This is a genomic window from Mycolicibacterium sp. XJ879 (assembly GCF_053483935.1).
This window is the reverse complement of record NZ_JBEFTH010000004.1, coordinates 116,564-141,658: the sequence shown is the minus strand read 5'-3', so window position 1 is coordinate 141,658 and position 25,095 is coordinate 116,564. Positions and strand designations below refer to the sequence as shown.

The window sequence follows — 25,095 nt, the reverse complement described above, 5'->3', positions numbered from 1 at the left end:
AGCTTGTCTTGTTATATACGGCATTTCGATACCTAGACCGGTGATCCACCGAGGTTAGGTCCTTCGAAGTAAGCCGGTCACGCCAGCGAGGAGCAGGGCCAGCAAACTCCATGCGAAAAATTTCAGAAGGAATAGCCACCCAGTCAGCCAGAGTGGCCCATCTGTTCGAATGATCCAATCCGCGTTTGGCGTTCCCCATGCGGGAACTACGCTATTCAATGTAAATGATAACCAGTGCCAACAGGGATACCCCGGATATGCCTCACATGGGCTATTTGCAGTAACAGAGAAGTTCCCCATACTCGCCGATACCGTAGCCGCGCAACCCAATCTTCCAGGCTCACCAGTTATGGACGAATTTTCGCCACAGATACCTCTTAGCACGGCAGCTCGCGCGCGCTCGTAATTCGCTGGGACGATGCGGTCTTCGATGTTGAACACCGTCAACGAACTCACAGCGAGAACTATAATGAGCCAGGCTAATGCTGCGATTGGGTAATAACCGTGGCCGACCAACGCCCCGTACATCAACCTAGGAACCTTTGTGGGAGTTGGTGACTGGCGGGTTACCTTGTTCGCTGCAAAGAATCTCAGGCGTCGTCCAGCTGCAGGGTCGCCGTTTCGTTCATAGACTTCAGCTAATGCCCACCACGGTTGAGCAGGTTTCTTCTTGTTTGGGTGCGACTTCAACCATCTCCGCGCCGCACCAGTGCTCCCCCGCACCGGACCTTGGATATCAGCGACCCGCCAACCTGTAGCTGTCAGAGGAGCCGGCAGTTCCTCCCCGGTCTCTAAGTCACCGATTACTGCGCGTCGAAGATCTAGACCCTCGATGTGAATCGGGGACCGCAGCACAAGCCCCCTCATCGAAGCCGATTTAATGCATACCGCGCCGACGTGAACGTGCGGGTGATCCGAATTGTTGCTATCCGACGCGGAGTCGTCGGCTTTAATATTCGCGAGTTCCACATGTGATCGCTTAGCAGAACAACTCCAAGCCGTGCTGCGCGCACAGCCAAAGTGCCGGTCAAAGCATGCGCCGGGGCCATGGACCTCTCTTCGAGGGTCGTCAACGTCGTCATTCTTTCGACGAACGATAGACCTGGTGAGATTGACCTCACCTCCGATAGTTGCGCCAAGTATGCAGACAGTGCCACACGCCCTGAAAACGCCTCTAGCTCCGGCCGCGCCGGCCATCAGGTCACCCGCGATTGCGATGCCATCGAGTTTGAGAGCTTCTCGCCCACAATTTCGTAGCGTCGCCCCCCTCAACTCAAGGTCGCCACCAATCTTTGCACCGTTTGCACGCACTGTTCCGGCGGCTTCGAAACCGTTTCGGAGGTAAAGATTCCTTGCAATTTCGGCACCGTCAACATTGATGGCATCGCCGTCCGGATTCAGAAGAGTCGCTGTGCTGAGATTTAGTGATCCGCCAATACGGGCATCAACGGCGTGAACACAACCCTCGGCGGCGAATCCGTCGGCAAGTACTAATCCGCCGGCGATGGAGATGCGATCGATGTGAAGCGCGTCGTCCCCGGTGTTTCTTAGTGTGGCCGCACTCAAGTCGAATAAGCCCCCGACACGCGCCTCGGGTCCGCGAACTTTGCCATCGGACTTGAAACCCCTGCGCGCCAGTATCCCGCCGGTAATCTCGGCGCTGTCGAAGCTGAGCGTGTCCGCGCCGGCGTTGTATATGGCGGCGTTGTTCAGATTCAGTTGCCCGCCGATGTGTGCGGCAAGAATGAGCACCTCGCCGTGGGCCTCGAAGCCGTCGTTAAGCAGCAGTTCGCCCTTCACTTCAGCGCTGTCGAGGTTTAGTGCAATGCGTTCACGGGCCGCCTCAGTTTCGTTTCGAAGGATTGCGTGACTCATCACCAGACGGCCGCCGATCTGAACTCCTCGCGCACTGAAGGTTCCAGTGACTTCGAATCCGTTGTCTGCCAAGCAGTCACTTGCTATCTTCGCTTGGTCGAGTTCGACTCCTCGTGCATGCGTGCCGGAGAGACAGAGTTCCTTGATCTCGGCGCCGCGAAGGCTGATCCGCGCTTGTGCATCACAATTCAACAGACGCAACGGGTGAGGAAACTCAACACCGGCAAGATCCAACTCCTCCAAGAACAGTGCTCCTCGAATCTGGAGTCCGTGCGGGTCTACATTGGTACTGCGGCTCGCGAGAACCTGGCGGATTGCAATGGTTGGGATGTAACGCTCATCGGTCCGACTTCTTTCGGACGGTCGCTCTCCTTGATGGTGACCCAGGTCTAGAAGGCGGCCGGTTCGAGCTGCGACTTTTAGGCGACTCACCCAGCGCTGCAACTCCATTTTCGAGCCGATCCCGGTCGAAATGTTCATATCAAAATGATGCCGACAAGGCGCTGATTCGTTTGCCGCTTTCGATTATCTGCGATAAAAGCAGGCCAGCGAAGTGAGCCCGATTTGGAGATGCAGCCACGCCGCCGAGATCTACGCCGAGTTCGCGACCGACCACGCCGACAAGGACTTCAGCGCGGTCATCGAACAGCTACGGGACTGACCTACACATCGCGCCATGCGCGGTTGCCGTACCCGTCGAGGTGCACGACCTCCTGCACCGGCTTGCGGGTGGTGGGTCCGTATCGACCCCGCGGCCAACCGAGCGGCACGATGCACACCGGGGTCACCGTCAGCGGCAGGCCCAAGATCCTGCGTGCCGACGTCACGCTCCACAGCGGCAGGGTGATCAGCGACGCGCCCAGCCCCATCGCCCGCGCCGCCAGCAGCAGGTTCTGCACGCTGGGATAGATCGAACCGAAGAACGACGACTCCCCCACGAACGGGGACGGTATGTACGGCACCCGTGCGCCGCCACGCAGGCACGGCACGACGAGGACCGGGATCTCGCTGAAGTGGTCGACCTGCCATTGGACGGCCCGCAGGATCTTCTGCATCGACTCGTCACCGGCGGCGACGCGTCGGCCGGCCGCGCCGTACAGCGACCACGCTTGGCGGTAACGCTTGCCGAGTCGGTCCTTGACGCGCTGGTCCTTCACCACGATGAATTCCCAGTTCTGCCCGTTGGATCCGGTGGGCGCCCGCAGCGCCAACTCGATGCACTTGAGCACCACGGCATCGTCGACGGGGTCGGGCAGGACGCGGCGCACGGCCCGCTGGGTCATCATCGCTTCGGCCAGCGGCATATCGAGGCGGGCAAGCGCGTCCTCGACGGTGGGGATGTCGGTCATCCCATGAAACTACCGCGCCGACTCCCGGCGGCAGAGTGACGCCTGGCTGTTACGCCGCCGACGAACTGTGCGTCTTGCACCAGCTGGCATGCAGCCGTTGACATTCGGCTATACGTAGCGGCTCGCTGCCACCGAAGTCCGGCCGCACCGCCACCGCCGTCGGGATGTCGGGGGTGCCTTCGCCGGTGATGACGACGGTGGCCAGCCCGGCGGCGTTCGCGGCGCGCAGGCCCGTCGCCGAGCCGCACACGGCCAACGCATCGTCGGCCGACAGGCCCAGCTCCCACAGCGCGTGTCGATGCGCGTCGGGATCGGGCATCGTCTTGTGGACGTCGTCGGCGGTCACCACGGTTTCGACGACGCCCTCGCCGGCCAGCTGGCGCACCAACGGCTCCGCCCAGCTGCGCTGCCCGTTGGTCACCACAGCCACCTGCACGCCCGCGGCGTACGCGTCGGTGAGCAGATCGATCAGCCCGGGCCGCGGTGCGAGATCGTGCTCGAGGACCAACTCGTCGAACATCATCGTCTTGGTGTTGTAGATGTCATCGGCGAGCAGGGCGGTCAGCACATCGGACTCGGTGGCCACGCAGCGCTTGCGCAACTCGGCCGCCACCCGCTGACGCTCATCGACCAACGCGAGCAGTTGGCGGTAGCGCGTCACTGACCACTCGAAGTCCAGCCCGTGGGCGGCGAAGGCGGCGTTGTATGCCACCCGGTGGCCGTCGCACTCGATGTCGGTCAGCGCATCGAGGTCGAAGACGACCGCCCGCAGTTGGCTGTCGGCTCCGGCCGGCGCTGCCTGATCCCACCAGAAGCGTCCGGCACGCCATGTCTTCTCCTGCGTTATCGACATGGAAATAGGGTGGCGCATGTCACAGCCCTCGCGCCTCCCCCGCTGGGGGGATAGTCAAGGTCAACTTGCGCGGCGACCGCCCCGACCAAGCATCAGGTCGCAATAAGGTGTTGTCATGACCGTAGCCGCCGAACCGGTGCGAATCGTGCTGGTAGACGACCACGAGATGGTGATCGAGGGGCTCAAGGCCATGCTCGCGGCGTTCTCCGATCGCGTCGTAGTGGTCGGCCAGGCCGTCGGCGCTGAGCGGGCGCTCAGCGTGATTGACGAACTCGACCCCGACATCGTGCTGTGCGACGTGCGGATGGAGGGCTCCAGCGGTCTGGACGTATGCCTGGCGCTGCGGGAGCGCAACGCGGAGCGCAAGGTCGTGATGCTGTCGGTCTACGACGACGAGCAGTATCTGTTCCAGGCTCTGCGCGTCGGCGCATCCGGATACCTGCTGAAGAGCATCAGCAGCGACGAACTGGTGCGCCAGCTGGAGTTCGTACACCGCGGTGAGACCGCGATCGATCCCGGTATGGCGGCCAGGGCCGCCGACACCGCTGCACGGTTGCAGCGCGACGAGTTCTGGCCCGGCGTGCGCCAAGGCCTGACCCAACGTGAGAGCGAGATCCTGTCGTTTGTCGTCGACGGGCTGTCCAACCGCGCGATCGCCACCAAGCTGGTGATCGGCGATGAGACCGTCAAGAGCCACCTCAGCTCGATCTACCGCAAGCTCGGGGTCAGTGACCGCACCGGCGCGGTGGCCACGGCACTCCGTGAAGGGATCTATCGGTGACCACAGGACCCCGGCCCGGCGACGCGGTCCGCGACCTCAGCGAGTACGCGCTGGCCGTCGACCGCGAGCTGGCGCTGCTGCGCGAACTGATCCAGGCCGCATCCAAGGGCCCCGGCGTCGAGCCGTTGGCTGCCGCGGCCGCGCGGATGATCACCGCGGCGACCGCCAGCGACGTGTGCTTTGTGCACGTTCTCGACGACACTGAACACTCACTCACGTTGGCCGGTGCGACGCCGCCGTTCGACGCGGCGGTCGGCAAGATCAGACTGCCGCTGGGCCAAGGGATTTCGGGATGGGTGGCCAGCCACCGCGAACCCGTGGTGATCACCGAGGACAAAGAGTCCGACCCCCGGTACATGCCGTTTCAGTCGCTACGCGGTTCGGATTTCACGTCGATGGTGTCGGTTCCGATGGAGACCGATCCCGGCGGGCTGGTCGGCGTGCTCAACGTGCACACCGTCGAGCGGCGCGACTTCACCGAACGCGACGTCGAGCTGCTGTTGGTGATCGGCCGGCTCATCGCAGGCGCGATGCACCAGGCCCGGCTGCACCGCCAGCTGGTCGCCCGCGAACGCGCGCACGAAGTGTTCGTCGAGCAGGTGATCGAGGCGCAGGAACTCGAACGCCGCCGGTTGGCCGGCGACATTCACGACGGCATCTCGCAGCGCCTGGTCACCCTGTCCTACCGGCTGGATGCGGCGGCCCGCGCCGCCGATCCGGCCGTCGCCGCCGAACAGCTGGGCACCGCCCGCGAACTGGTGGAGTTGACGCTGCAGGAGGCGCGGGCGGCGATCAGCGGGTTGCGGCCCCCGGTGCTCGACGACCTCGGGCTGGCCGGCGGGCTGGCCAGCCTGGCCCGCTCGATCCCGCAGGTGAACATCGATGTGGATCTGGCGGAAACCCGGCTGCCCGACCATATCGAGCTCGCGCTGTACCGGATCGCGCAGGAATGCCTGCAAAATGTCGTCAAACACGCCAACGCCACGACGGCCCAGCTCACCTTCGCCGTCGACGCGGGTCGGTCTGCGCCGGTCGCGCGGCTCGAAATAGTCGACGACGGCGTCGGTTTCGACACTTTCGAGCATCCACTGGGCAGCGACGAGATGGGTGGCTACGGGCTGTTGTCGATGGCTGAGCGCGCCGAGATCGTCGGCGGCCGGCTCAACATCCGGTCCCGCCCGGGCACGGGGACAGCGGTGACGGCGACCATCCCGCTGCCGTCCCAACCCCAGTGATTTGTGTGCGTTTTGCGGCGCTCACCGCTCCTGAACGCACACAAATCGCCCGCTAGAAGTCGCCGGAGTTCCTGCGCAGCGTTTCGATCGAATCGGCGAGCGCCCGCGACTCGTCCTCGGACATGCCGATGTCGGCGAACACCTCCTTGTTGAGGGTCACCGTGGCGTCCTCGACCGTCGAGCGGCCGAGGTCGGTGATCCGCACCAGCGTGGTACGGCCGTCGGTCGGATGGGGGGTCCGCTCCACCAGTCCGTCGGCTTCCAGACGACGGATCGCGTGGGTGACGCTGGTGACGTGCACCTGCAACCGGTCGGACGCCTTGGTGATCGGCAGTTCCCCGTTACGGCTGAACGCCAACAACCGCAACAACTCGAATCGGGAAAAGCTCAGGTCGTAGGGCCGCAGCGCGGTCTCCACCCGGGCCAGCAGGATCTGGTGGGCCCGCATCACCGATGTGACCGCGACCATGCCGTCGGCGACGTCACCCCATCCGGAGCGCTCCCAGTTGGCGCGGGCCAGCGCGATCGGGTCGCGATGGTCGGGCTGCGACGGCTGCGGGTTTTGCGAGGCCACGCCTCTTCATACCGCACCAGCGCGCCCGGGCCGCTGATTTCTAACGTACGGCGGCCAGCACGGCGCGGGTGGAGCGGCGGTCACCGACGGTGATGCGCACGCCGCCGTCGGCGTAGTGGCGCACCCGCAGCCCGGCGCCGTCGAACACCTGCGTCCAGTCCCGGTCACGGCGCGGCAGGTAGACAAAGTTGGCGTGGCTGTCGGTGCTGTACACGCCCATCGAACCCAACCGCATCCGCAGGTAGCGAGATTCGTTGGCGATCATCGAGATGCGTTGCTGCAGCTCGGCTTCCGCCTCATAGGAGGCCTCGACGGCCACCTGACCGGTGCTCGCGATGCCGAACGGCAGTTGCATGGCCCACAGCCTGCGGGCCAGTGGCTGGGCGCAGAAGCCATAGCCGATACGCAGTCCGGCGAGGCCGTAGGCTTTCGAGAAGGTCCGCAGCACCACGAGATTCGGAAAGCGCGCGACCAGTCCCGCAGCGTCGAGCCGCGATTCCGGTGCCAGGAACTCGACGTAGGCTTCGTCGAGCAGTACGACGGTGTCGGGCCGCACGCACCGCAGGAACGCCTCGATGTCGGCGGGCGTCTCGATGGTGCCGGTCGGGTTGTGCGGCCGGCACACCACCACCACCCGCGCGTCGGCCGCGGCGCGCGCCAACGCCTCCAGATCGTGCCGGCCATGGCTGTCCAACGGCACGGTGATCGGCACCAGCCGGGCCATCCGCGCGAAGACCGGATATCCGTCGAACGTCGGTGACGTCATCGCCAGCACCTCGCCGGGGCACGTCACCGCCTGCAGCACCTGCATGATCACACCGGTGGCGCCGACGCCCAGGACCACCTGTTCGTCGCGCACCCCGATATGCGCGGCGATCATCGAGCGCAACCGCTGCGGCAGATACTCCGGATACCGGTTGGCCGAACCGATCGAGGCGCTCAGCGCCATCTGCACCGCGGGCAGCGGCGGGAACGGATTCTCGTTCAGCGACAACGCGAACGGGCTCATCACGTCCGGTAGTACGCCGCCGTCACCTTCCGGTGTGGTCATCAGCCGCGACCGCCCCACCGCACCGCGGCCGCGCCCGCGAAGTCGCCGGCATGGGCGAACGCCGCCATCATCACCACGTCACCGGCCTGCAACCGACCCTCGGTGACGGCCCGGTCGAGGTTGATCGGGATGCCCGCGGCGAACAGGTTTCCGCACTCGTCGAACGTGTCGACGTGGCGCTCCTTGGGCAGTTCGAGCGCTTCGCGCCAGTTGCGCAGGAACACCCGGTTGGGCTGGTTGGTGACGAGCAGGTCGAGATCTTGGGGTTTGAGGCCGATGCGGTCGCACACGGCATAGGACACCTCGGGAACCTGGCGGTTGCCCCGCGCGAGCACCTTGGTGATCTTGGCATCGGTGAATCCGATGTAGCCCTCACCGGGCCCCGGCTGCCACCATTTGCGCGGCGGATCAACTGCGATGGTCATATCCCCGGCGAATTCCCCGTAGGTGCGGCACTCGACGTCGAGGATCGGCGAGCGTTCCGACACCGCGACCAAACCCACCGCGGCGCCGTCGCCCGGGACCGCGGCCTGCGCCTTTCGCCGCACACTCGGTTGGTCGAACACCTGCCCGGCGGCGTTCTGCGCGACGGCGATCAACGCCGTCTGTCCCGCACCCGACGCCAGTAGCTGACGTGCCAGCTGCATCCCGAGGACAAACGCAGCGCAGCCACCGTTGTGCAGATCCAGCACCCAGTTCGGTTTCATCCCAAGCCGATACGCGACCGCGCCACCGGCGCCGTAGAACGGCATGTCCGGTAGCTGGGTGTGGGTGATCAGCACGTCGACGCCGGCGATCACGTCGGCCCCGTGTCGTTGCACCAGGTCCGCCGCGGCGCGCTCGACCATGTCGACCGCGGTCTCATCCGGGCCGACGTGGTGACGGTAGCGCGGCGCGCGGAACATCACGTTGTCGCGCAGTGCATCTGATTCGGCGAACTGCGCGTAGTAGCTCGCGCCGATCGGCTCACCCGGCAGATAGCTGGCGATATCCAGCAGGCTGACGGTCATCTGTTCACCTCATCCAGTCCGGTGTCACGGGAAGCCCGTTGGAATAGCGGTATTCGGCGATCGCCTTGAGGTTCTGCAACTCCAGCAGGTGGCCCGCGCCAAACATGTCCCAGAAGTCGCCGACCCACACGGGTCGCTGCGGCGGTGCAGTTTCCGGATATGGGTTGTGGTCGTAGAACGGGTGATGGCAGTTGGTCCACAACACCACGGATCCCGGCTTGTTGAACACCGACTGCGCGTCGACGATCCGCATCAAATAGATCATCCAGAGGTGCTTGCCCTGGTCCCACGCGCAGTGGTAGTCGACCGTCATCGCCTGTTTGTTGGCGTGGGTGCGGGTGAAGATCCGGGTCTCTGAGCCGAGCCGGTCGTAGGCAAGCCACAGCCCGGGTTCTTCGGTGGTGGTGAAGCCACGCAGGCTGTAGGTCCACTCCTCGAGGCTGCGGGTATCGGACATGTATTCGAACAATTCGTCGGGTGGACAGTCGATATGGCTGTTGACCGTGCAGAATTCGCCGAACACGTCGTCGTGCGGATAGACCGACCGCATCATCTCCATGATGATCGGGGTGGCCTTCTCCCGCGGTGACGTCTCGACGCGGACGAGCCCGCCGAGCGGGTCGGTGGTACCTCGGTGGGCGACGATGTCATCAAGTGCGGGCAACGACATGGGATCTGCTCTCCTTTGCGCGGGCAACGGCTGAGGTGAGAAAAGCTGCAAAGGGCGGGATTTCGTCTGCCGAGCATTCGACGCCGACGACCGACGGACCGTCAACCGCCAGTGCGGTATCCAACGCGGCAGGCAGCCGCAAGAGGTCGTCGACGTCGAACGAGGCCAGCCCCGGAAACATCGCGGCCAGACCGGCTCCGAGCCGGCTCGGGCCGAACCGGTTGTAGCTGTAGCGGTCGCCGTAGAACAGCTGCTCGCGGGTCACGCACATCGCATGCGCGTGGTTGTCGAACAACAGAAACGTCACGGGCAGCCGGTACTGCAGCGCGGTGTGGATCTCCATGCCGTGCATGAGAAATGCGCCGTCGCCCGCGATCACCACGGTGCGGCGCCGACGCCCGAACGCCATACCGACACCGGCGCCGAAACTGTAGCCCATACCGCCCATGCCGAGCGCGACGAGGAACCGGCTGTCGCGGCGCACCGGCAGGTGATGGATCGCCGATGCGCCGATGTTTCCGGCGTCGACGACGATGTCGGTGCCGTCGGGCAGCGCGCCGTCGATCACGCTCATCGCGTCGCGGTACCGGATCCCCGGACCGCCGTGTGCCGGTGGTTCCAGGCACGTGCGCGGCACCGCGTCGGGCACCCGCACGCCGGTGGCGCGGCCGTTACCGGACAGCGCCGCGGTCAACAGCATCAGCGAGCCGCGCAGATCGTCGGTGTGCACGTGGGTACACGGCAGGTGCGGCGGGTCGGATCCGATGGAGTACACCGACGTCGCCGCCAGCGCGGTCTCCAGCCCGGCGCGCGCCGTCACCGTCATGCGGGTGCCCACCAACAGGCACAGCGCGCTGCCCGCGACGGCGGTGGCGACGCTGGGATGTCCCATCACGCCCGTCACGCCCAGAAACGACGACGATCCCGAACCGGGCGTACCCGCAGCATCTTTCGCGTCGGGCACGCAGGCCACCCGGGCGCGCACCTGGGCCCGCAGCCGTTCGAGTTCGACGCGCGCATCGTCGCGAGCGACCTGTTCGCCGGCGATGATCGTGACGGGCCCGTCGGCGCGCCGCAGCGCGCGCCCGATGGGGTGTGGGTCGCCGAGTTGACTGCGAAGCTCATCTGAAACCCCGGCGCCGCCGTTGACGGGCAGTTCGGCCTGCTGAACGTCCTTGGGTAACAACAACACCGACGGCCCGCGCAACCTTCGAGCCGCGGCGATCGCCTCCGGCAGCGCCGCTTGGATGTCGGCCGGGGTCAGCACGCGTCTGCAGTGCGCCGAAACCGCGGAGAACAGCGCGTGCGCATCAAGCGCGCCGTTGAGTCCGCTGGTGTCCTGGAACGCCCCGCGTCCGTCGAGCACCGTCGGGGACTGCCCGATCAGCGCCAGCACCGGCACCCGGCTGGCGAATGCCTCCCCCAGCCCGGGCACCGTGTTCAGGCAGCCGCCGCCCGAGGTGGCGGCCAGCACGCCCAGGCCGGCTCCGCTGCGGCTGTATCCGTCGGCCATGGTCGCCGCGGAGAACTCGTGCTTGGCCAGCACCGCGGTGATCCCGTCGCGGAAGTGGGCGGCGTCGTAGAGGTCTTCGATATTGGCGCCGTCGACGCCGAAGATGTACTCGACGCCGATCGCCGCGAGATATTCGACGATGTGGTCGACCACCCGATGCGCCATCGCTGCCCCGCTTTCGCACGCTTACCCCCGGAATACGGCGAGCTACCCGGTTGGGTTCAACGCGCGCCGCGATTCACAGCCGGCGTTCCAGCAGCACCTGGTCGTCATCGGCCGAAACCAGTTGCACCGCAGCGATTTCATTCGGCTGCATCGGGGTGTTGGCGCTCGGCAGCGCGGTGGCACCGGACAGCCCCAGCCAGGTCGCGACCTGTTCGCGGCTGCCGTCGCGGCCGATCACCACCATGCCGAGGTTCTGCGGCGGCGCGTCGCGCTGACCCCAGTCGCCGTAGGTGCAGGCCATGTCGATACGGGTGCCCCAGCCGTAGCCGGTGACGGTGATCGTGGCGTTGATCGGCGTCTCGGACACCTTGACCATCTCCAGTTCGGTGCCCGAGGCCTGCGGCGCGGGGGGTTGGGTGTCCAGCACCCCGGGACGCAGCACGAGCACCAGACCGAGCGCCAGCAGCGCGGCGGCCATCGCGACCGCGGCGGTGGTGACCCAACGGGTCCGCCTGCGTCGCGCATGCACCTTGTCCAGCAGGGTGTCGAGCACCTCGGGCCGCAACGCGGGCGGGTCGCATTGGTCGATATCGGTGACGTCGATCGTGGCCAGCAGCGCGGGTATGCCGCCGAGTTCGGCGACCGCGGTCCGGCACCGCGCACAGGTCTGCAGGTGCGCCTCGTATTCGCGGCGCTCTTCGCTGGACAACGAACCCAGCACGTAGGCGGCGTCCCAGGTGAGGTAGCGATCGTCATCGCTTCGGGGGAAACCGGATTCGGTCATCGCGTCACCCCCATCTCCTGCAACTTCAGCCGCAGCGCACGCACCCCGTAGTGCAGCCGCGACTTCACCGTGCCCTCGGCGATCTGCAGATCGGCGGCGATCTGCGCAGTGGTCCAGCCCTGGTAGTAGGCGCGGCGGATGACGGCCCGATGTTCCTCGGACAGTTCACGAATGGCTTCACCAAGCAGCATCCGGTCCAGTGCCGTCTCCACCTCGTCGGGACCAGCGCGGTCCGCCGTCTTCTCCATGTCCGGCGTGCCGGTTTCACTGCGGAAGCGGGCGCTGCGTCGCTCGTCGATAACGAGGTTACGCGCCACGGTGAACAGCCACCCCCGAGGTGAGCGCTCCCGGTCGGCGGCCACCTCGGGATGGCGCCAAGCACGCAACAGCGTCTCCTGCACGACATCCTCCGCCCGGGCCGTATCCCCCGTCAGCCGCAAGGCGTAGCGCCAGATGGCTGCGGCATGCTCGTCGTAGAGCAGCCGCATGACGTTGGCGTCGAGGGCATCCGGGTCGTCCAAACTCAACCTCCATCAGAGATACGAGGTTGCCGGTCGTCCGGTTCAGTATTCGCCCATTCGCCCAGTCCGCCGAACGTGGGTTACCCGCACGTCTACCCCCTCCCACAAAAGTGTGCGGGTAACCCACGTTCGCGGCGGCCTGAAGCTACTGCGTGAGGATGCGGGGGCCGTCTTCGGTGACGGCGACGGTGTGCTCCCAGTGCGCGGCGCGAGAACCGTCGGCGGTGACGACGGTCCATTCGTCTTCGAGCACCACGGTTTTGGTGGTGCCCAGCGTCAGCATGGGTTCGATGGCCAGCACCGACCCGGGCGCCAGATAGGGTCCGCGACCGGGTGCCCCCTCGTTGGGCAGAAACGGGTCCATGTGCATCTGCCTGCCGATCCCGTGGCCGCCGTAGCCGGCGACGATGCCGAACTTGCGGCCGTGACGCGCTTCGGCGGCGCGGGTGCCGACCTCGATCGCGTGTGAGACATCGGTGAGCCGGTTGCCGGGCACCATCGCGGCGATCCCGGCCTCCATGGCCTCCCGAGTGGCCTGCGACAGCGTTTCGTCGACGGGGATCAGCGGCCCGACACCGAACGTGATCGCCGAGTCCCCGTGCCAGCCGTCGACGATCGCGCCGCAGTCGATGGACACCAGGTCCCCCGCCGCCAGCGTCTCGCTGGCCGACGGGATGCCATGCACGACGCGCTCGTTCACCGAGGAGCAGATGCTCGCCGGAAAACCGTGGTAGCCCAGAAACGACGGCACCCCGCCGCCGTCGCGGATCACCGACTCGGCGATCTCGTCGAGCTCGAGCGTGGACACCCCCGGCACGGCCGCCTGCCGCACGGCCTTCAGGGCCGACGCCACCAGTGCGCCCGCGACGGCCATTGCGTCGAGTTCGGCGGAGGTGCGCTGGGCGATGACCTTGCGGTTGCGCAAGCCGGGGAGTCCGATCATCTGCTACTTGCCGAGCGCCTGCAGCGCCCGAGAAAACACCTCGTCGAGCCCGCCGACCGCGTCGACGGTGTGCACGTTGTCGCGGTAGTACTCCAGCAGCGGCTGAGTCTCATCGCGGTACACCTGCATCCGGTTGTGGATGACTTCCTCGGTGTCGTCGGCGCGGCCACGGGCCTTGAGGCGCTTGAAGAGCTCCTCTTCGGACACCGCGAACTCCAGCACCGCGTCGAGTTCGGTGCTGCGCTGTTTGAGCATCTCGTCGAGCGCCTTGGCCTGCTCGACCGACCGTGGGTACCCGTCGAGGATGAAGCCGTCCGCGGCGTCGGGCTGGGTGATCCGGTCCTCGACGAGCTTGTTGGTCAGCTCCGAGGGCACCAGGTCACCGGCGTCGAGGTAGCGCTTGGCCTCCAGCCCGAGCGGGGTGCCATCGCCGATGTTCTTGCGGAACAGGTCCCCGGTCGAGATCTGCGGGATGCCGAGCTTCTCGGAGAGCTTCTGGGCCTGGGTGCCCTTACCGGCACCGGGTGGCCCGAGCAGAACGACCCTCACTTCAGGAACCCTTCGTAGTTGCGTTGCATGAGCTGGCTCTCGATCTGTTTGACCGTATCCAACCCGACGCCGATCATGATCAACACCGCAACACCGCCGAACGGCAGGTTCTGCACCGGACCGCTACCGCCGACGGACAGGAACATGTTCGGGAGCACGGCGATGCCGCCCAGGTAAATCGAGCCGGGCAGGGTGATCCGGTTGAGCACATAACGCAGGTAGTCGGCGGTCGGCGCACCCGGTCGGATACCGGGGATGAAGCCGCCGAACTTCTTCATCTCGTCGGCGCGTTCGTCGGGGTTGAATGTGATCGACACGTAGAAGTACGTAAAGAACACGATCAGGCCGAAGTAGACCGCGATGTAGATCGGGTCGGACGGGTTGGACAGGTTCTCGGCGACGAACCGCTGCCACCAGCCGGTGCCGGGGCTGGCGCTGCCGCTCTGGATCAACTGCGTGATCAGCTGTGGGATGTAGATCAGCGACGACGCGAAGATGACCGGGATAACACCGGCCTGGTTGACCTTCAGCGGCAGATACGTCGACGTGCCGCCGTACATTCGCCGGCCCACCATCCGCTTGGCGTACTGGACGGGGATGCGCCGCTGGCCCTGCTCGACGAACACCACGCCGATGAGGATGGCCAGCGCGCCGGCGCAGACCAGGGTGAAAACCAGGCCGCCGCGGCTCTCCAGGATCATCTGGCCCTCGCCGGGCATTGCCGAGACGATGCTGGCGAAGATGATCAGCGACATGCCGTTGCCGATGCCGCGCTCGGTGACCAGCTCGCCCATCCACATCACCAGCGCCGCGCCCGCGGTCATCACCAGCACCATGACGACGAGCACGAAGATGTCGATGCCGTCGTTCTGGCCCTGGATGATGTCGAGCGAGCAGCCCTGCAGCAGCCCGCCGTTAGCGGCCAGCGCCACGATGCTGGTGGCCTGCAGGATCGCCAGCGCGATCGTCAGATAACGCGTGTACTGCGTCATCTTGGTCTGGCCGGCCTGACCCTCCTTGCGCAGCTGCTCGAATCGCGGGATCACCACGGTCAGCAGCTGCACGATGATGCTGGCGGTGATGTAGGGCATGATGCCGACCGCGAACACCGACAGCTGGAGCAGCGCGCCCCCCGAGAACAGGTTGATCAGGGAGTAGACCTGCCCGGCGTCGCCGCCGCTGACCTCGGCGATGCACTTCTGGATGTTCGGGTAGTTCACGCCGGGCGACGGGATCGATGCGCCGACCCGGTAGATGATGACAATGCCCAGGGTGAAAAGAATCTTTCGCCTCAGGTCGACTGTCCGCAGCGATGAGATGAAAGCCGAAAGCACTCTTCCTCCTGCGCAGCCGACCTTGTGGCCGCAGCGTACGAACTGGGCTGGTGTGACCAGCGTCTTGGTTAAGTCGTGTGCGGACCTCCGCCGAGCGCGCAGCCTGCGAAGTTACCCGTCAAACAGTCTACGAGAGTAACAGTTGGAAACGCCTCGCCATGAATCCCAGACTCACAGCAGTCTCTCAGCTCGGGAACATAGCGTGTCAAGCATCTCGTTATATCTACTAACTAGCGACAGGGATGTAAGGAATCAGATGACTCGGACCGACAACGACACCTGGGATCTGGCTTCGAGCGTCGGGGCGACGGCCACGATGGTCGCGGCCGCCAGGGCGCTGGCCACCAACGCCGAGCAGCCCCTGATCGACGATCCGTTCGCCGACCCCCTGGTGCGTGCGGTCGGCGTGGATTTCTTCACCCGGCTGGTCACCGGGGAGTTGCGTCCCGCCGATTTCGACGACGACGGCAACATGGGCGGCATGCAGCGGATGACCGACAACATGGCGGTGCGAACCAAGTACTTCGACGAATTTTTCGCAGCCGCCACGCGCGCCGGCGTGCGGCAGGCGGTGATCCTGGCGTCGGGGCTGGACGCGCGCGCCTACCGGTTGGCGTGGCCCGCCGGCGTCGTCGTCTATGAGATCGACCAACCGGAGGTGATCGCGTTCAAGAGCGCCGCGCTGGCGGAATTGGGCGCCGAACCGACCGCTGACCGTCGCGCGGTCGCTGTGGACCTGCGCTTTGACTGGCCGTCGGCGCTGATCGCGGCGGGCTTCAACCCCAGCCAGCCGTCGGCGTGGAGCGCTGAAGGCCTGCTGGGCTACCTGCCGCCCGGCGCCCAGGACCGCCTGCTCGATACGATCACCGAGCTGAGCGCGCCCGGCAGCTGGATCGCGGTGGAGAGCGTGCCCCGGATCGATCCCGACCGTCAGGAGCAGGCGGTCGAGCGGATGCGCGCCGCAGCGCAGCGGTGGCGTGAGCACGGCTTCGACCTGGACTTCACCGAGCTCGTCTACCTCGGTGACCGCAACGAGGCCGCCGCGTACCTGGATGACCGTGGGTGGCGGCTGACCCGCCACAGCGTCCGGGACCTGCTGGTCGCCAACGGGTTGCCGCCGCTGGACGACGAGGAGGCCGCCGACTTCGGTGAGCTGCAGTACGTCAGCGGGATACTTTCCGCATGAGCCGTACCGATGGCGACACCTGGGATCTGGCCTCCAGCGTGGGTGCGACGGCGACGATGGTCGCCGCGCAGCGTGTGCTGGCCCACCGCGAGGGGTTGATCGACGACCCGTTCGCCGAGCCGCTGGTACGCGCGGTCGGGCTCGACTTCTTCACCCAGGCCATCGACGGCGAGATCGATTTGGAGGCCGTCGACCCCGAGTTCAACGTGCGCAGGGCCGCCGAGGGCATGGCGGTGCGCACGCGCCACTTCGACCGGTTGTTCACCGACGCCGCCGCGGCCGGGGTGCGCCAGGCGGTGATCCTGGCGGCGGGTCTGGACGCCCGGGCCTACCGGTTGGCGTGGCCGGCCGGGACCACGGTGTATGAGGTCGACCAGCCCGAAGTCATCGAGTTCAAGACCGCGACGTTGGCGAGGTTGGGTGCGCAGCCGACCGCCGACCGTCGCACGGTCGCCGTGGACCTGCGCGAGGACTGGCCTCAAGCGTTGCGCGACAACGGATTCGACCCGGCTCAGCCGACTGCCTGGATCGCCGAAGGCCTGCTCATCTATCTACCGCCCGAGGCGCAGGACCTACTGTTCGACCGGATCACAGAGCTGTCGGCGCCCGGCAGCCGACTGGCCACCGAACACATCCCCGACATCACGATGTTCTCCGACGAGCGCTCGCAGCGCATCGCCGACCGGATGAAGAAGTACGGCTCGAACATCGAAATGGGCGAGCTGATCTACCACGATGAGCGCAACGACGTTGTCGAGTACCTGACCCAGCACGGCTGGACGGTGTCGGCGCAGTCGATGCGAGAAGCCTACGCCGCCAACGGGTTCACCTTCCCCGAGGAGGAGACCATCGGAATGTTCGCCGATATGAGCTACCTGAGCGCGGTGCTCTGACGCCCATCGGCGAGTTCGAGGAACCGGGCGTAGCGGTCCTGCGTCGGCGCCGTCCACTGCGGGTCGGGTTCGACGACGCGTCCGGTGCGTGCCCAGCGCGACCCGTCGGTAAGCGACGACTCCAGCCCAACGGCCACCCGGCCCAGGAACGCGGCGCCCAGCGCGGCCCCTTCGGGTATCGCGCTGAGGTGCACGGGTAGCCCGGTCGCGTCCGCGACGGCCTGCATCCACGGCGCGACGCGGGTGCCGCCGCCGGTCGCCACGATGCGCGCGGCCTGCGCGCCGCTGCGCTCGACGAGTTGGCGCACGACGAACCCGGATGCCTCGTAGGCGGCGCGGCGCACGCTGGCGCTGTCATGGGTGAGGTCGAGGCCGTCGAGCACGCCGCGGCGGTCCGGGTCGTGGTAGGGCACCCGCTCACCGCGGACGTACGGTGACCACACCGGCACCCGTCGCGCGTCGACGGCCGCGCCCGCGCTCGGCCCCAACAGGCGGTCCGCCCAGCCCAGAAACAGCCCGCCGGCGTTGCTCGGCCCGCCGATCTGGCACCTGCCCGGCATGCGGTGCGGCAGCGTCCACAGCCCGGGCACCTCGCGGTACGACTCGATCATCGTCCACACGATCAGCGTCGTACCGCACAGCACCAACACATCGCCGACGTCGTCGGCGCCGGCGACCATCTGCTCGCACACCGCGTCCACCGCGCCGGCCGCCAGCACCGCGTCGGAGTCGTGGACCCGGCCGGCCGGCGTGCCGGTCGCCGCGACGCGCGGCATCTGTGCCGGCGTGACTTCACAATCGGCACAGACCTTTTCGCTCCAGCCGTCGCCGTCGTACAGCGGGTAGCTGGTGCCGGCCGTCGTCGTGTCGATCATCGCCTCCCCCGCCAGCGCGTGGTTGGCGGCAGCGGCCGCGGGCCAGTAGCCGTGCGCGCCGGGGGCCTGCCGCGCGGTCCAGCGCAGCAACTCGACCGACTCGCCGGTGAGGAACCGGGTGTCGGGCCCGGCGTCGAAGGCGCGTCCGCGGCTGTCGCCGTAGAGCAGGCCCGGGGTCAACGGCCGGCCCTCGGCGTCGACGGCGGTCAGCGAGGGCACCATCGCGGTGACGGCCACCGCCGCCGCGTCCGGCACGCGCAATTCGGCGAGCGCGGTCAGCGGCCCGCGCCGCCACGCCTCGTCGGCGTCGTGCTCGAGCCGGTCGGGCCCAGGCACCCGCAGCCGATGGGGAATCCGTGTCCTGGCCAGCACGTGGCCGTCGGCGTCGGCGGCGACGGCCTTGACGGCGGTGGTGCCGATGTCGACGCCGATTGTGACGTCTTTGGCTGACACGGGCGTCACCGTACGCCAGCATGAGCAATCGTGACCCGACTTCGCGCGCTCGTGACCGCACCGCTTCGCGGTCCGGGCTTCGACAAACTGCAGCAGTTGGTCGATGTGGTGTATGACCCCTGGATCGAGTTGCGCCCGCTGCGGATCTACACGGCCGAACAGCTCGCCGAGCGCGTGTCGGCGGAGCGCGCCGATGTGCTTGTAGTGGAAGGTGATTCGGTTACCGGGCCGGTTTTCGGCCTGCCGCTGCGTGCGGTCGCCGCCACCCGCGGAGACCCGAACAACGTCGACGTCTCCGGCGCCACTGCGGCGCGAATCCCGGTGCTGCACACCCCCGCCCGCAACGCCGACGCCGTTGCGGAGATGGCCGTCGGCCTGTTGTTCGCCGCGACGCGCCATGTGCTCACCGCCGACGCCGACGTCCGCGCAGGTGAGGTGTTTCGCGACGGCACCATCCCCTACCAGCGTTTCCGCGCGTGGGAGGTCGCGGGCCGCACGGCAGGCCTGGTCGGGCTGGGCGCGGTGGCGCGCGCCCTGCGGTGGCGGCTCGAGGGGCTGGGGATGACGGTGATCGCCTACGACCCCTTCCACGACGAGGCTCGCCACAGCCTCGACGAACTGCTCGCCGAGGCCGACGTCGTGTCGCTGCACGCACCGGTCACCGAGGACACCGTCGGCATGATCGGCGCCGCTCAGTTCGCCGCGATGCGCGACGAAGTGGTGTTCCTCAACACCGCGCGCGCCCAGTTACACGACACCGACGCGCTGGTCGACGCGCTGCGGCGGGGCAAGGTGGCCGCGGCGGGTCTGGATCATTTCGTCGGCGAATGGCTGCCGCCGGATCATCCGCTGGCGGCGATGGACAACGTCGTGCTCACCCCGCACATCGGCGGGGCGACGTGGAACACTGAGGCACGGCAGGCGCAGATGGTCGCCGACGGCCTGGAGGCGCTGCTGTCGGGGCGCACACCCGCCCATATCGTCAATCCGGAGGTGCTCAGGCCATGAGGTTCGTGGACAACCCCGAGGACGCGGTGCTCGCAGCGGCCAAGGACATGCTGCGCCGCGGGCTGGTCGAGGGTACGGCAGGCAACATTTCGGCCCGGCGCGAGGACGGAAACCTCGTGATCACACCATCATCGGTGGACTACCGCGATATGGCGCTCGAGGACCTCGTCGTCGTCGACCCGGGCGGTGCGGTGGTGTCGGGGAAGGACGGTCGGGCGCCGTCGTCGGAGATGGCGCTGCACCTGGCGTGCTATCGCGCGTTCGACGACATCGGCAGCGTGATCCACAGTCATCCCGTGTGGGCGACGATGTTCGCCGTTGCGCACCAACCGATTCCGGCATGTATCGATGAATTCGCCGTCTACTGCGGCGGCGATATCCGTTGCGCTGACTACGCGGCGTCCGGCACCGCCGACGTTGGCCACAACGCGGTGAAGGTGTTGCAGAACCGCGCGGCTGCGCTGATCGCAAACCACGGTCTGGTCGCCGTCGCGCCGCGGCCGGACAAGGCGCTGCACGTCACCGCGCTGGTGGAGCGCACCGCGCAGATCGTATGGGGCGCACGGGCGCTGGGCGGTCCGGTGCCGATACCCGAGGACGTCAACCATAACTTCGCCGCGGTGTACGGGTACCTGCGCCAGCAGGGGTGACCACCTCAAAAGCGGGAGTCACCCAGCCACAGCGCGCTCACTCCGGACAGCGAGCGCTCGGCATTGTCGAGCACACCCACCACCGAGCGGCCCACCAGCGCCGCGAACGCCTCCGGCAGCGAGGCCGCCGCGGGCTGCGACGACGGCTTGGGTCGCAGCAGGTCCATCAACGACGAACCGGGATAGGCAACCGTGCGGACCTCGTCCTCCGCGTCGAGCCCGGCCAGCACCTGCGCGCGGTTGATCGCGGTGCGCAGCCCACCGAGTTCGTCGACAAGGCCACGCTCCAGCGCGTCGGCGCCCGTCCACACCCGCCCCCGGGCGACCACCTCGACGTCCTCGACGCTCAGGTTGCGACCCTGGGCGACCCGCTCGATGAAGTCGGTGTAGAACAGGTCCGCTTCGTCCTCGACGTGCGCGCGCTGTTCTTCGGTGAACGGTTGGTTGACCGACCACGCGTCGGCGTTTCGGTTGGTGCGCACCGAATCCGACCCCACCCCGAGCCGGTCCTTGAGCTCACGCGCCACCAGCTTGCCGGCCACCACACCGATCGACCCGGTGATCGTCCCGGGGTTGGCGACGATCGTATCGGCGGCCATCGACACGTAGTAACCACCGGACGCCGCCACCGAACCCATCGACGCAACGACCGGGGTTCCGTTGTCACGCACCCGGTCCACCTCGCGCCAAATGGTTTCCGACCCGGTGACTGAGCCGCCGGGGCTGTCGACCCGCAGCACGATGGCCACGACGTCATCGTCGGCGGCGGCTTCGCGCAAAGCCGCGGTGATGGTGTCGGCGCCGACGCTCGAGTTGCCCAGCGGCAGCATCGGAGGCCCGCCGCGACCGCTGACGATCGGCCCGTCCAGCGTCACCACCGCGACGACCGGTTTGGCCTTGCCGGCGATCGCGGGCAGTGACGGCCCCGATCGCGGCGCGGTGGCCCGCGCATACCGCGACAGATACAACCGCGGGGGCGCGTCGTCGGAGTCGGCATCGCCGGTTTCCGGTGATATCCCCGGCGCACCAACCAGTTCGCCGATGCGGGCATAGGCTTCGTCACGGAAGCCGATGCGGTCGACGAGCCGGCCCATGACGGCGTCGTCGCGCAGCAACGGCGCCTTGTCGACGAGTGCGTCGAGCTCCTCGGGATCGAGATGGCGCGACTGGCCCACGTCGGCCAGCACCTGGGCGTGCAGGCTTTCGATCAGCCGGCTGTCGGCTTCCCGGTGGGCGTCGGTGTAGCTGTTCTCCGTGAAACGGTTTGCGGCCGACTTGTATTCGCCGCGGGCGACGAACTGCGCCTCGAGGCCCGCCTTGTCCAGCGCGTCACGCAGGAACGTCGCGCTGGTGGCGAAGCCGACCAACCCGACGGAGCCCGACGGCTGCATCCACACTTCGCGAAACGCGGACGCCAGGTAGTAGGACATGGTGCCCGGATAGGTCTCGGCCCACGCCAGCGACGGTTTGGCGTCGCTGAATGCCGCGATCGCCGACCGCAGTTCCTGCACCGGCCCCGCTGCGGCGCCCGGAAGCTGGATCCGCGCGATCAGGCCCGCGACCCTGGGGTCCTCGGCGGCGCGGTGGATGGCCTCGACGGCCGCCCGAAGCAGCACCGGCCGGCCGCCGGCCAGAAACGCGAACGGGTCGAACCCGCCGGTCTCGTTGGGCACCGATAGCAGGTCGAGCTCCAGCACAACACCGTCCGGCACGCCACGGTGGCGGGCGGTGTCCATGCGCTTGACCAGTGCGCGAATGTCGTCAACTCCGGGGACGCCGGGCAGCAATGCGAACATGCTTCGAGCGTACCGACGCCGCGCCGACTTCAAGCCGGCGGTTTGTGTGCAGTTCGTTGCGGTGAGCGCAACAAACTGCACACAAATCCCTACAGTTCGGTCGCCGAACCGCCTGCCGCGGTGATCTTTTCGCGCGCGCTACCGCTGAACTTGTGCGCGGTGACATTCACCTTCGCGGTCAGCTTGCCGTCGCCGAGCACCTTCACCAGCGTGTTCTTGCGCACCGCACCCGCCGCCACCAGCTCGTCCACGCCGATATCGCCGCCGTTGGGGAACAGCTTGTTGATATCGCCGACGTTGACAACCTCATACTCGGTGCGGAACCGGTTCTTGAACCCCTTGAGCTTGGGCAGTCGCATGTGAATCGGCATCTGGCCGCCCTCGAACGTCGCGGGGACGTTCTTGCGGGCCTTGGTGCCCTTGGTGCCGCGACCGGCGGTCTTCCCGCGGCCGGAACCCTCACCGCGACCCACCCGGGTCTTGGCCGTCTTGGAGCCGGGAGCCGGCTTCAGGTCGTGCAGCTTGATGGGTGTCATCGGTTAGACCTCCTCCACCTGTACGAGGTGATGCACGGTCTTGATCAGCCCGCGCGTCTGCGGGTTGTCGTCGCGGACGACGGACTGCCGGATCCGGCGCAGTCCCAGCGTCCGCAGGGTTTCCCGCTGCTTCCAGCGCGCACCGATGGTGCTGCGCACCTGGGTGATCTTCAGCTCTGCCATGGCTATGCCGACCCTTCCCGTGTGGTCGATGCCGCCAATGCCTCGGCCTCGCGCCGGGCGCGGAGCATGCCTGCCGGCGCCACATCCTCGATGGGCAGACCGCGCCGGGCGGCGACCTCTTCGGGACGCTGCAGCATCTTGAGCGCGGCGACGGTGGCGTGCACCACGTTGATCGCGTTGTCACTGCCCAGCGACTTGGCCAGGATGTCGCGCACGCCAGCGCATTCCAGCACCGCACGAACGGCGCCGCCGGCGATCACACCGGTACCGGGGCTGGCCGGACGCAGCATAACCACACCGGCTGCGGCTTCACCCTGCACCGGATGCGTGATGGTGCCGCCGATCAGCGGAACCCGGAAGAAGTTCTTGCGCGCTTCTTCGACGCCCTTGGCGATGGCGGCCGGAACCTCCTTGGCCTTGCCGTAGCCGACGCCGACCATGCCGTTGCCGTCGCCGACGATCACCAGCGCGGTGAAGCTGAACCGGCGGCCACCCTTGACCACCTTGGAAACTCGGTTGATCGAGACGACGCGCTCGAGGTAGTTGCTCTTGTCACCGTCGCGGCCACGGCCGCCCCGGTCGTCGCGCCGACCCCGTCCCTCGCGCTCACCGCGCGCCGGGCGGCCTTCTGGGGGGCCGCCGGCGGTTGCCTGTTCGGCCATCATGCAGTCCTTCCGTTAACAGTCATTAGAACTTCAGCCCGCCTTCGCGCGCCGCGTCGGCCAGTGCCGCTATCCGTCCACCGTAGGTGTATCCACCGCGGTCGAACACGACCTTGTCGATCCCGGCGGCCTTGGCCCGCTCGGCGATCAGCTGACCGACGCGCACGCTGTGGGCCTTCTTGTCGCCGTCGACCGCGCGCACATCGGGCTCGATCGACGACGCGGCAGCAAGCGTGGTGCCGTTGACGTCGTTCACCAGCTGCACGTGAATGTGCCGTGACGACCGGTGCACGACGAGGCGGGGCAGCTCGGCCGTGCCGGAGATCTTCTTACGGAGCCGGGCATGCCGCCGCAGCCGCGCGGTGCGCCGAGTCTCGGAGATGTTGCGCCCCACGGCCACGCGCTTCGCGGACTCTGTCTGAGAAGCCATATCTACTTACCTGTCTTTCCGACCTTGCGGCGGATCTGTTCACCCGCGTAGCGAACGCCCTTGCCCTTGTAGGGGTCCGGGCGGCGCAGCCGGCGGATGTTCGCCGAGATCTGACCGACCTTCTGCTTGTCGATACCCGAGATCGAGAACTTGGTGGGCGACTCCACCGCGAAGGTGATGCCCTCCGGCGCCTCGACGCTGACGGGATGGCTGAAGCCAAGGGAGAACTCGAGGGTGTTGCCCTTGAGCTGCACGCGGTAACCGACGCCGTGGATCTCCATCTTGGTGGTGTAACCCTCGGTCACCCCGGTGATCAGGTTGGCCACCAGCGTGCGCGACAACCCGTGCAGCGAACGGTTGTGCCGGTCGTCGTCGGGTCGGGTCACCACGATGGCGCCCTCGTCGTCGCGCGACACCTTGATCGGCTCGGCGACGGCCAGTTCAAGAGAACCCTTGGGCCCCTTGACCGCCACGTGCTGACCTTCGATGGTCACGTCGACCCCGGATGGCACCAGGACCGGTTGCTTTCCAATGCGGGACATGTCTAAACCTCCCTCACCACACGTACGCGAGGACTTCGCCGCCCACGCCCTCGCGAGCCGCCTGGCGATCGGTCTTCAGCCCGGCCGACGTCGAAATGATCGCCACACCAAGGCCGCCGAGCACCCGCGGCAGGTTCGTGGACTTGGCATAGACGCGCAGACCGGGCTTGGACACCCGGCGCAGACCCGCAATGCTGCGCTCACGGCTTGGCCCGTACTTCAATTGCACCACCAACGATTTGCCGACCCGAGCATCCTCGGTGCGGTAGTCGGAGATGTAACCCTCGGTCTTGAGGATCTCGGCGATGTTGGCCTTCAGCTTCGAGTGCGGCAACGTCACCTCATCGTGGTACGCCGAATTGGCGTTGCGCAGACGCGTCAAGAAGTCTGCGATCGGATCCGTCATAGTCATGACAGCCGGTTCACCTTCCTCGCGGCGGTTCCCGTCAGGGCCTGCCGCGCACCTGTTCTAGTAGTGGTCTGCTGTTACCAGCTGGCCTTTTGGACGCCGGGCAGTTCGCCGGCATGTGCCATCTCGCGCACGCAGATCCGGCACAGGCCGAACTTGCGAAACACCGCGCGAGGCCGGCCGCACTTCTGACACCGCGTGTAGCTGCGCACCTTGAATTTCGGCTTCTTGTTGGCCTTGTTGACCAATGCCTTCTTTGCCATCT

At 66.9% G+C, this 25,095-nt stretch carries 28 protein-coding genes; 6 read left to right on the top strand and 22 right to left on the bottom strand.

Annotation, left to right across the window (positions count from 1 at the left end):
• Positions 1–54: 54 nt before the first annotated feature.
• The 3 genes from ABQF13_RS11210 to ABQF13_RS11200 all read right to left on the bottom strand — a co-directional run bounded on the left by ABQF13_RS11210 (position 55) and on the right by ABQF13_RS11200 (position 4,077).
• The gene (locus ABQF13_RS11210; RefSeq protein WP_448392815.1) at positions 55–2,355 is read right to left on the bottom strand and encodes a hypothetical protein; all 2,301 of its coding nucleotides are present in this window, start codon (positions 2,353–2,355) and stop codon (positions 55–57) included.
• A 182-nt stretch (positions 2,356–2,537) separates the two neighbouring features.
• Positions 2,538–3,224 carry a nitroreductase family protein gene (locus ABQF13_RS11205; protein WP_448392814.1) on the bottom strand — a complete coding sequence of 229 codons (687 nt, stop codon included), beginning with the start codon at positions 3,222–3,224 and terminating at the stop codon, positions 2,538–2,540.
• A gap of 49 nt (positions 3,225–3,273) precedes the next feature.
• Positions 3,274–4,077, bottom strand: a complete 804-nt coding sequence (locus tag ABQF13_RS11200; RefSeq protein ID WP_448392813.1) for an HAD-IA family hydrolase — start codon at positions 4,075–4,077, stop codon at positions 3,274–3,276.
• Between the two features lie 115 nt (positions 4,078–4,192).
• Here ABQF13_RS11200 and ABQF13_RS11195 point away from each other — a divergent pair, with 115 nt between their 5' ends.
• Both ABQF13_RS11195 and ABQF13_RS11190 read left to right on the top strand, forming a co-directional pair.
• Positions 4,193–4,858: a response regulator gene (locus ABQF13_RS11195; protein WP_448392812.1), complete on the top strand. Its 666-nt coding sequence runs from the start codon at positions 4,193–4,195 to the stop codon at positions 4,856–4,858.
• The gene (locus tag ABQF13_RS11190; protein WP_448392811.1) at positions 4,855–6,093 is read left to right on the top strand and encodes a GAF domain-containing sensor histidine kinase; all 1,239 of its coding nucleotides are present in this window, start codon (positions 4,855–4,857) and stop codon (positions 6,091–6,093) included. The genes ABQF13_RS11195 and ABQF13_RS11190 overlap by 4 nt, the downstream gene beginning before the upstream one ends.
• 52 nt (positions 6,094–6,145) lie before the next feature.
• Here the strand turns inward: ABQF13_RS11190 and ABQF13_RS11185 are convergent, their stop codons facing one another.
• The 10 genes from ABQF13_RS11185 to secY form a co-directional block, all read right to left on the bottom strand.
• Positions 6,146–6,667, bottom strand: a complete 522-nt coding sequence (locus tag ABQF13_RS11185; RefSeq protein ID WP_448392810.1) for a MarR family winged helix-turn-helix transcriptional regulator — start codon at positions 6,665–6,667, stop codon at positions 6,146–6,148.
• A gap of 40 nt (positions 6,668–6,707) precedes the next feature.
• Entirely contained in the window at positions 6,708–7,718 is a 1,011-nt protein-coding gene (locus tag ABQF13_RS11180; protein WP_448392809.1) for a pyridoxal phosphate-dependent aminotransferase, read from the bottom strand.
• Positions 7,718–8,728: a 3-oxoacyl-ACP synthase III family protein gene (locus ABQF13_RS11175; RefSeq protein WP_448392808.1), complete on the bottom strand. Its 1,011-nt coding sequence runs from the start codon at positions 8,726–8,728 to the stop codon at positions 7,718–7,720. Before ABQF13_RS11175 ends, ABQF13_RS11180 begins: the two co-directional genes overlap by 1 nt.
• A 4-nt stretch (positions 8,729–8,732) precedes the next feature.
• Positions 8,733–9,398 carry a DUF8713 domain-containing protein gene (locus ABQF13_RS11170; protein WP_448392807.1) on the bottom strand — a complete coding sequence of 222 codons (666 nt, stop codon included), beginning with the start codon at positions 9,396–9,398 and terminating at the stop codon, positions 8,733–8,735.
• Entirely contained in the window at positions 9,379–11,076 is a 1,698-nt protein-coding gene (locus ABQF13_RS11165; protein WP_448392806.1) for a thiamine pyrophosphate-binding protein, read from the bottom strand. Before ABQF13_RS11165 ends, ABQF13_RS11170 begins: the two co-directional genes overlap by 20 nt.
• A gap of 73 nt (positions 11,077–11,149) precedes the next feature.
• The gene (locus ABQF13_RS11160; RefSeq protein ID WP_448392805.1) at positions 11,150–11,860 is read right to left on the bottom strand and encodes an anti-sigma factor family protein; all 711 of its coding nucleotides are present in this window, start codon (positions 11,858–11,860) and stop codon (positions 11,150–11,152) included.
• Positions 11,857–12,381, bottom strand: coding sequence for a sigma-70 family RNA polymerase sigma factor (locus tag ABQF13_RS11155; RefSeq protein WP_448392804.1), 525 nt, complete (start codon positions 12,379–12,381; stop codon positions 11,857–11,859). Before ABQF13_RS11155 ends, ABQF13_RS11160 begins: the two co-directional genes overlap by 4 nt.
• A gap of 145 nt (positions 12,382–12,526) precedes the next feature.
• Entirely contained in the window at positions 12,527–13,324 is a 798-nt protein-coding gene (gene map / locus ABQF13_RS11150) for a type I methionyl aminopeptidase (protein ID WP_448392803.1), read from the bottom strand.
• 3 nt (positions 13,325–13,327) lie between these two features.
• Positions 13,328–13,873, bottom strand: coding sequence for an adenylate kinase (locus tag ABQF13_RS11145; protein WP_448392802.1), 546 nt, complete (start codon positions 13,871–13,873; stop codon positions 13,328–13,330).
• The gene (gene secY / locus ABQF13_RS11140) at positions 13,870–15,207 is read right to left on the bottom strand and encodes a preprotein translocase subunit SecY (RefSeq protein WP_448392801.1); all 1,338 of its coding nucleotides are present in this window, start codon (positions 15,205–15,207) and stop codon (positions 13,870–13,872) included. Before secY ends, ABQF13_RS11145 begins: the two co-directional genes overlap by 4 nt.
• Before the next feature lie 256 nt (positions 15,208–15,463).
• On the opposite strand from secY, the gene ABQF13_RS11135 reads away from it, so the two are divergent.
• Together ABQF13_RS11135 and ABQF13_RS11130 are read left to right on the top strand one after the other, a co-directional pair.
• Complete coding sequence (locus ABQF13_RS11135) at positions 15,464–16,393, top strand: class I SAM-dependent methyltransferase (protein ID WP_448392800.1); 930 nt, start codon at positions 15,464–15,466, stop codon at positions 16,391–16,393.
• The gene (locus ABQF13_RS11130) at positions 16,390–17,286 is read left to right on the top strand and encodes a class I SAM-dependent methyltransferase (protein WP_448392799.1); all 897 of its coding nucleotides are present in this window, start codon (positions 16,390–16,392) and stop codon (positions 17,284–17,286) included. Before ABQF13_RS11135 ends, ABQF13_RS11130 begins: the two co-directional genes overlap by 4 nt.
• Here the strand turns inward: ABQF13_RS11130 and ABQF13_RS11125 are convergent.
• Entirely contained in the window at positions 17,265–18,614 is a 1,350-nt protein-coding gene (locus ABQF13_RS11125; protein WP_448392798.1) for a xylulokinase, read from the bottom strand. The two genes, ABQF13_RS11130 and ABQF13_RS11125, sit on opposite strands and share 22 nt — an antisense overlap.
• 27 nt (positions 18,615–18,641) lie before the next feature.
• On the opposite strand from ABQF13_RS11125, the gene ABQF13_RS11120 reads away from it, so the two are divergent.
• Positions 18,642–19,622, top strand: a complete 981-nt coding sequence (locus ABQF13_RS11120; RefSeq protein ID WP_448393129.1) for an NAD(P)-dependent oxidoreductase — start codon at positions 18,642–18,644, stop codon at positions 19,620–19,622.
• Positions 19,619–20,272, top strand: a complete 654-nt coding sequence (locus ABQF13_RS11115) for an L-fuculose-phosphate aldolase (RefSeq protein WP_448392797.1) — start codon at positions 19,619–19,621, stop codon at positions 20,270–20,272. The genes ABQF13_RS11120 and ABQF13_RS11115 overlap by 4 nt, the downstream gene beginning before the upstream one ends.
• Positions 20,273–20,277: 5 nt before the next feature.
• Here the strand turns inward: ABQF13_RS11115 and sppA are convergent, their stop codons facing one another.
• From sppA to ABQF13_RS11075, 8 genes are all read right to left on the bottom strand, one after another.
• Positions 20,278–22,068: a signal peptide peptidase SppA gene (sppA, locus tag ABQF13_RS11110; RefSeq protein WP_448392796.1), complete on the bottom strand. Its 1,791-nt coding sequence runs from the start codon at positions 22,066–22,068 to the stop codon at positions 20,278–20,280.
• Positions 22,069–22,157: 89 nt separating this feature from the next.
• Positions 22,158–22,604, bottom strand: coding sequence for a 50S ribosomal protein L15 (gene rplO / locus ABQF13_RS11105; protein WP_427058591.1), 447 nt, complete (start codon positions 22,602–22,604; stop codon positions 22,158–22,160).
• 3 nt (positions 22,605–22,607) lie between these two features.
• Positions 22,608–22,787, bottom strand: coding sequence for a 50S ribosomal protein L30 (gene rpmD, locus ABQF13_RS11100; RefSeq protein WP_448392795.1), 180 nt, complete (start codon positions 22,785–22,787; stop codon positions 22,608–22,610).
• A gap of 2 nt (positions 22,788–22,789) precedes the next feature.
• Positions 22,790–23,449 carry a 30S ribosomal protein S5 gene (rpsE, locus tag ABQF13_RS11095; protein WP_448392794.1) on the bottom strand — a complete coding sequence of 220 codons (660 nt, stop codon included), beginning with the start codon at positions 23,447–23,449 and terminating at the stop codon, positions 22,790–22,792.
• Positions 23,450–23,474: 25 nt separating this feature from the next.
• The gene (rplR, locus tag ABQF13_RS11090) at positions 23,475–23,879 is read right to left on the bottom strand and encodes a 50S ribosomal protein L18 (protein ID WP_448392793.1); all 405 of its coding nucleotides are present in this window, start codon (positions 23,877–23,879) and stop codon (positions 23,475–23,477) included.
• Between the two features lie 2 nt (positions 23,880–23,881).
• Positions 23,882–24,421 carry a 50S ribosomal protein L6 gene (gene rplF / locus ABQF13_RS11085; protein WP_448392792.1) on the bottom strand — a complete coding sequence of 180 codons (540 nt, stop codon included), beginning with the start codon at positions 24,419–24,421 and terminating at the stop codon, positions 23,882–23,884.
• Between the two features lie 13 nt (positions 24,422–24,434).
• Entirely contained in the window at positions 24,435–24,833 is a 399-nt protein-coding gene (gene rpsH, locus ABQF13_RS11080; protein WP_069405603.1) for a 30S ribosomal protein S8, read from the bottom strand.
• Positions 24,834–24,907: 74 nt separating this feature from the next.
• Positions 24,908–25,093 (bottom strand): type Z 30S ribosomal protein S14, encoded by a 186-nt coding sequence (locus ABQF13_RS11075; RefSeq protein WP_448392791.1) that lies wholly within the window; start codon positions 25,091–25,093, stop codon positions 24,908–24,910.
• Between the last annotated feature and the right edge of the window lie 2 nt (positions 25,094–25,095).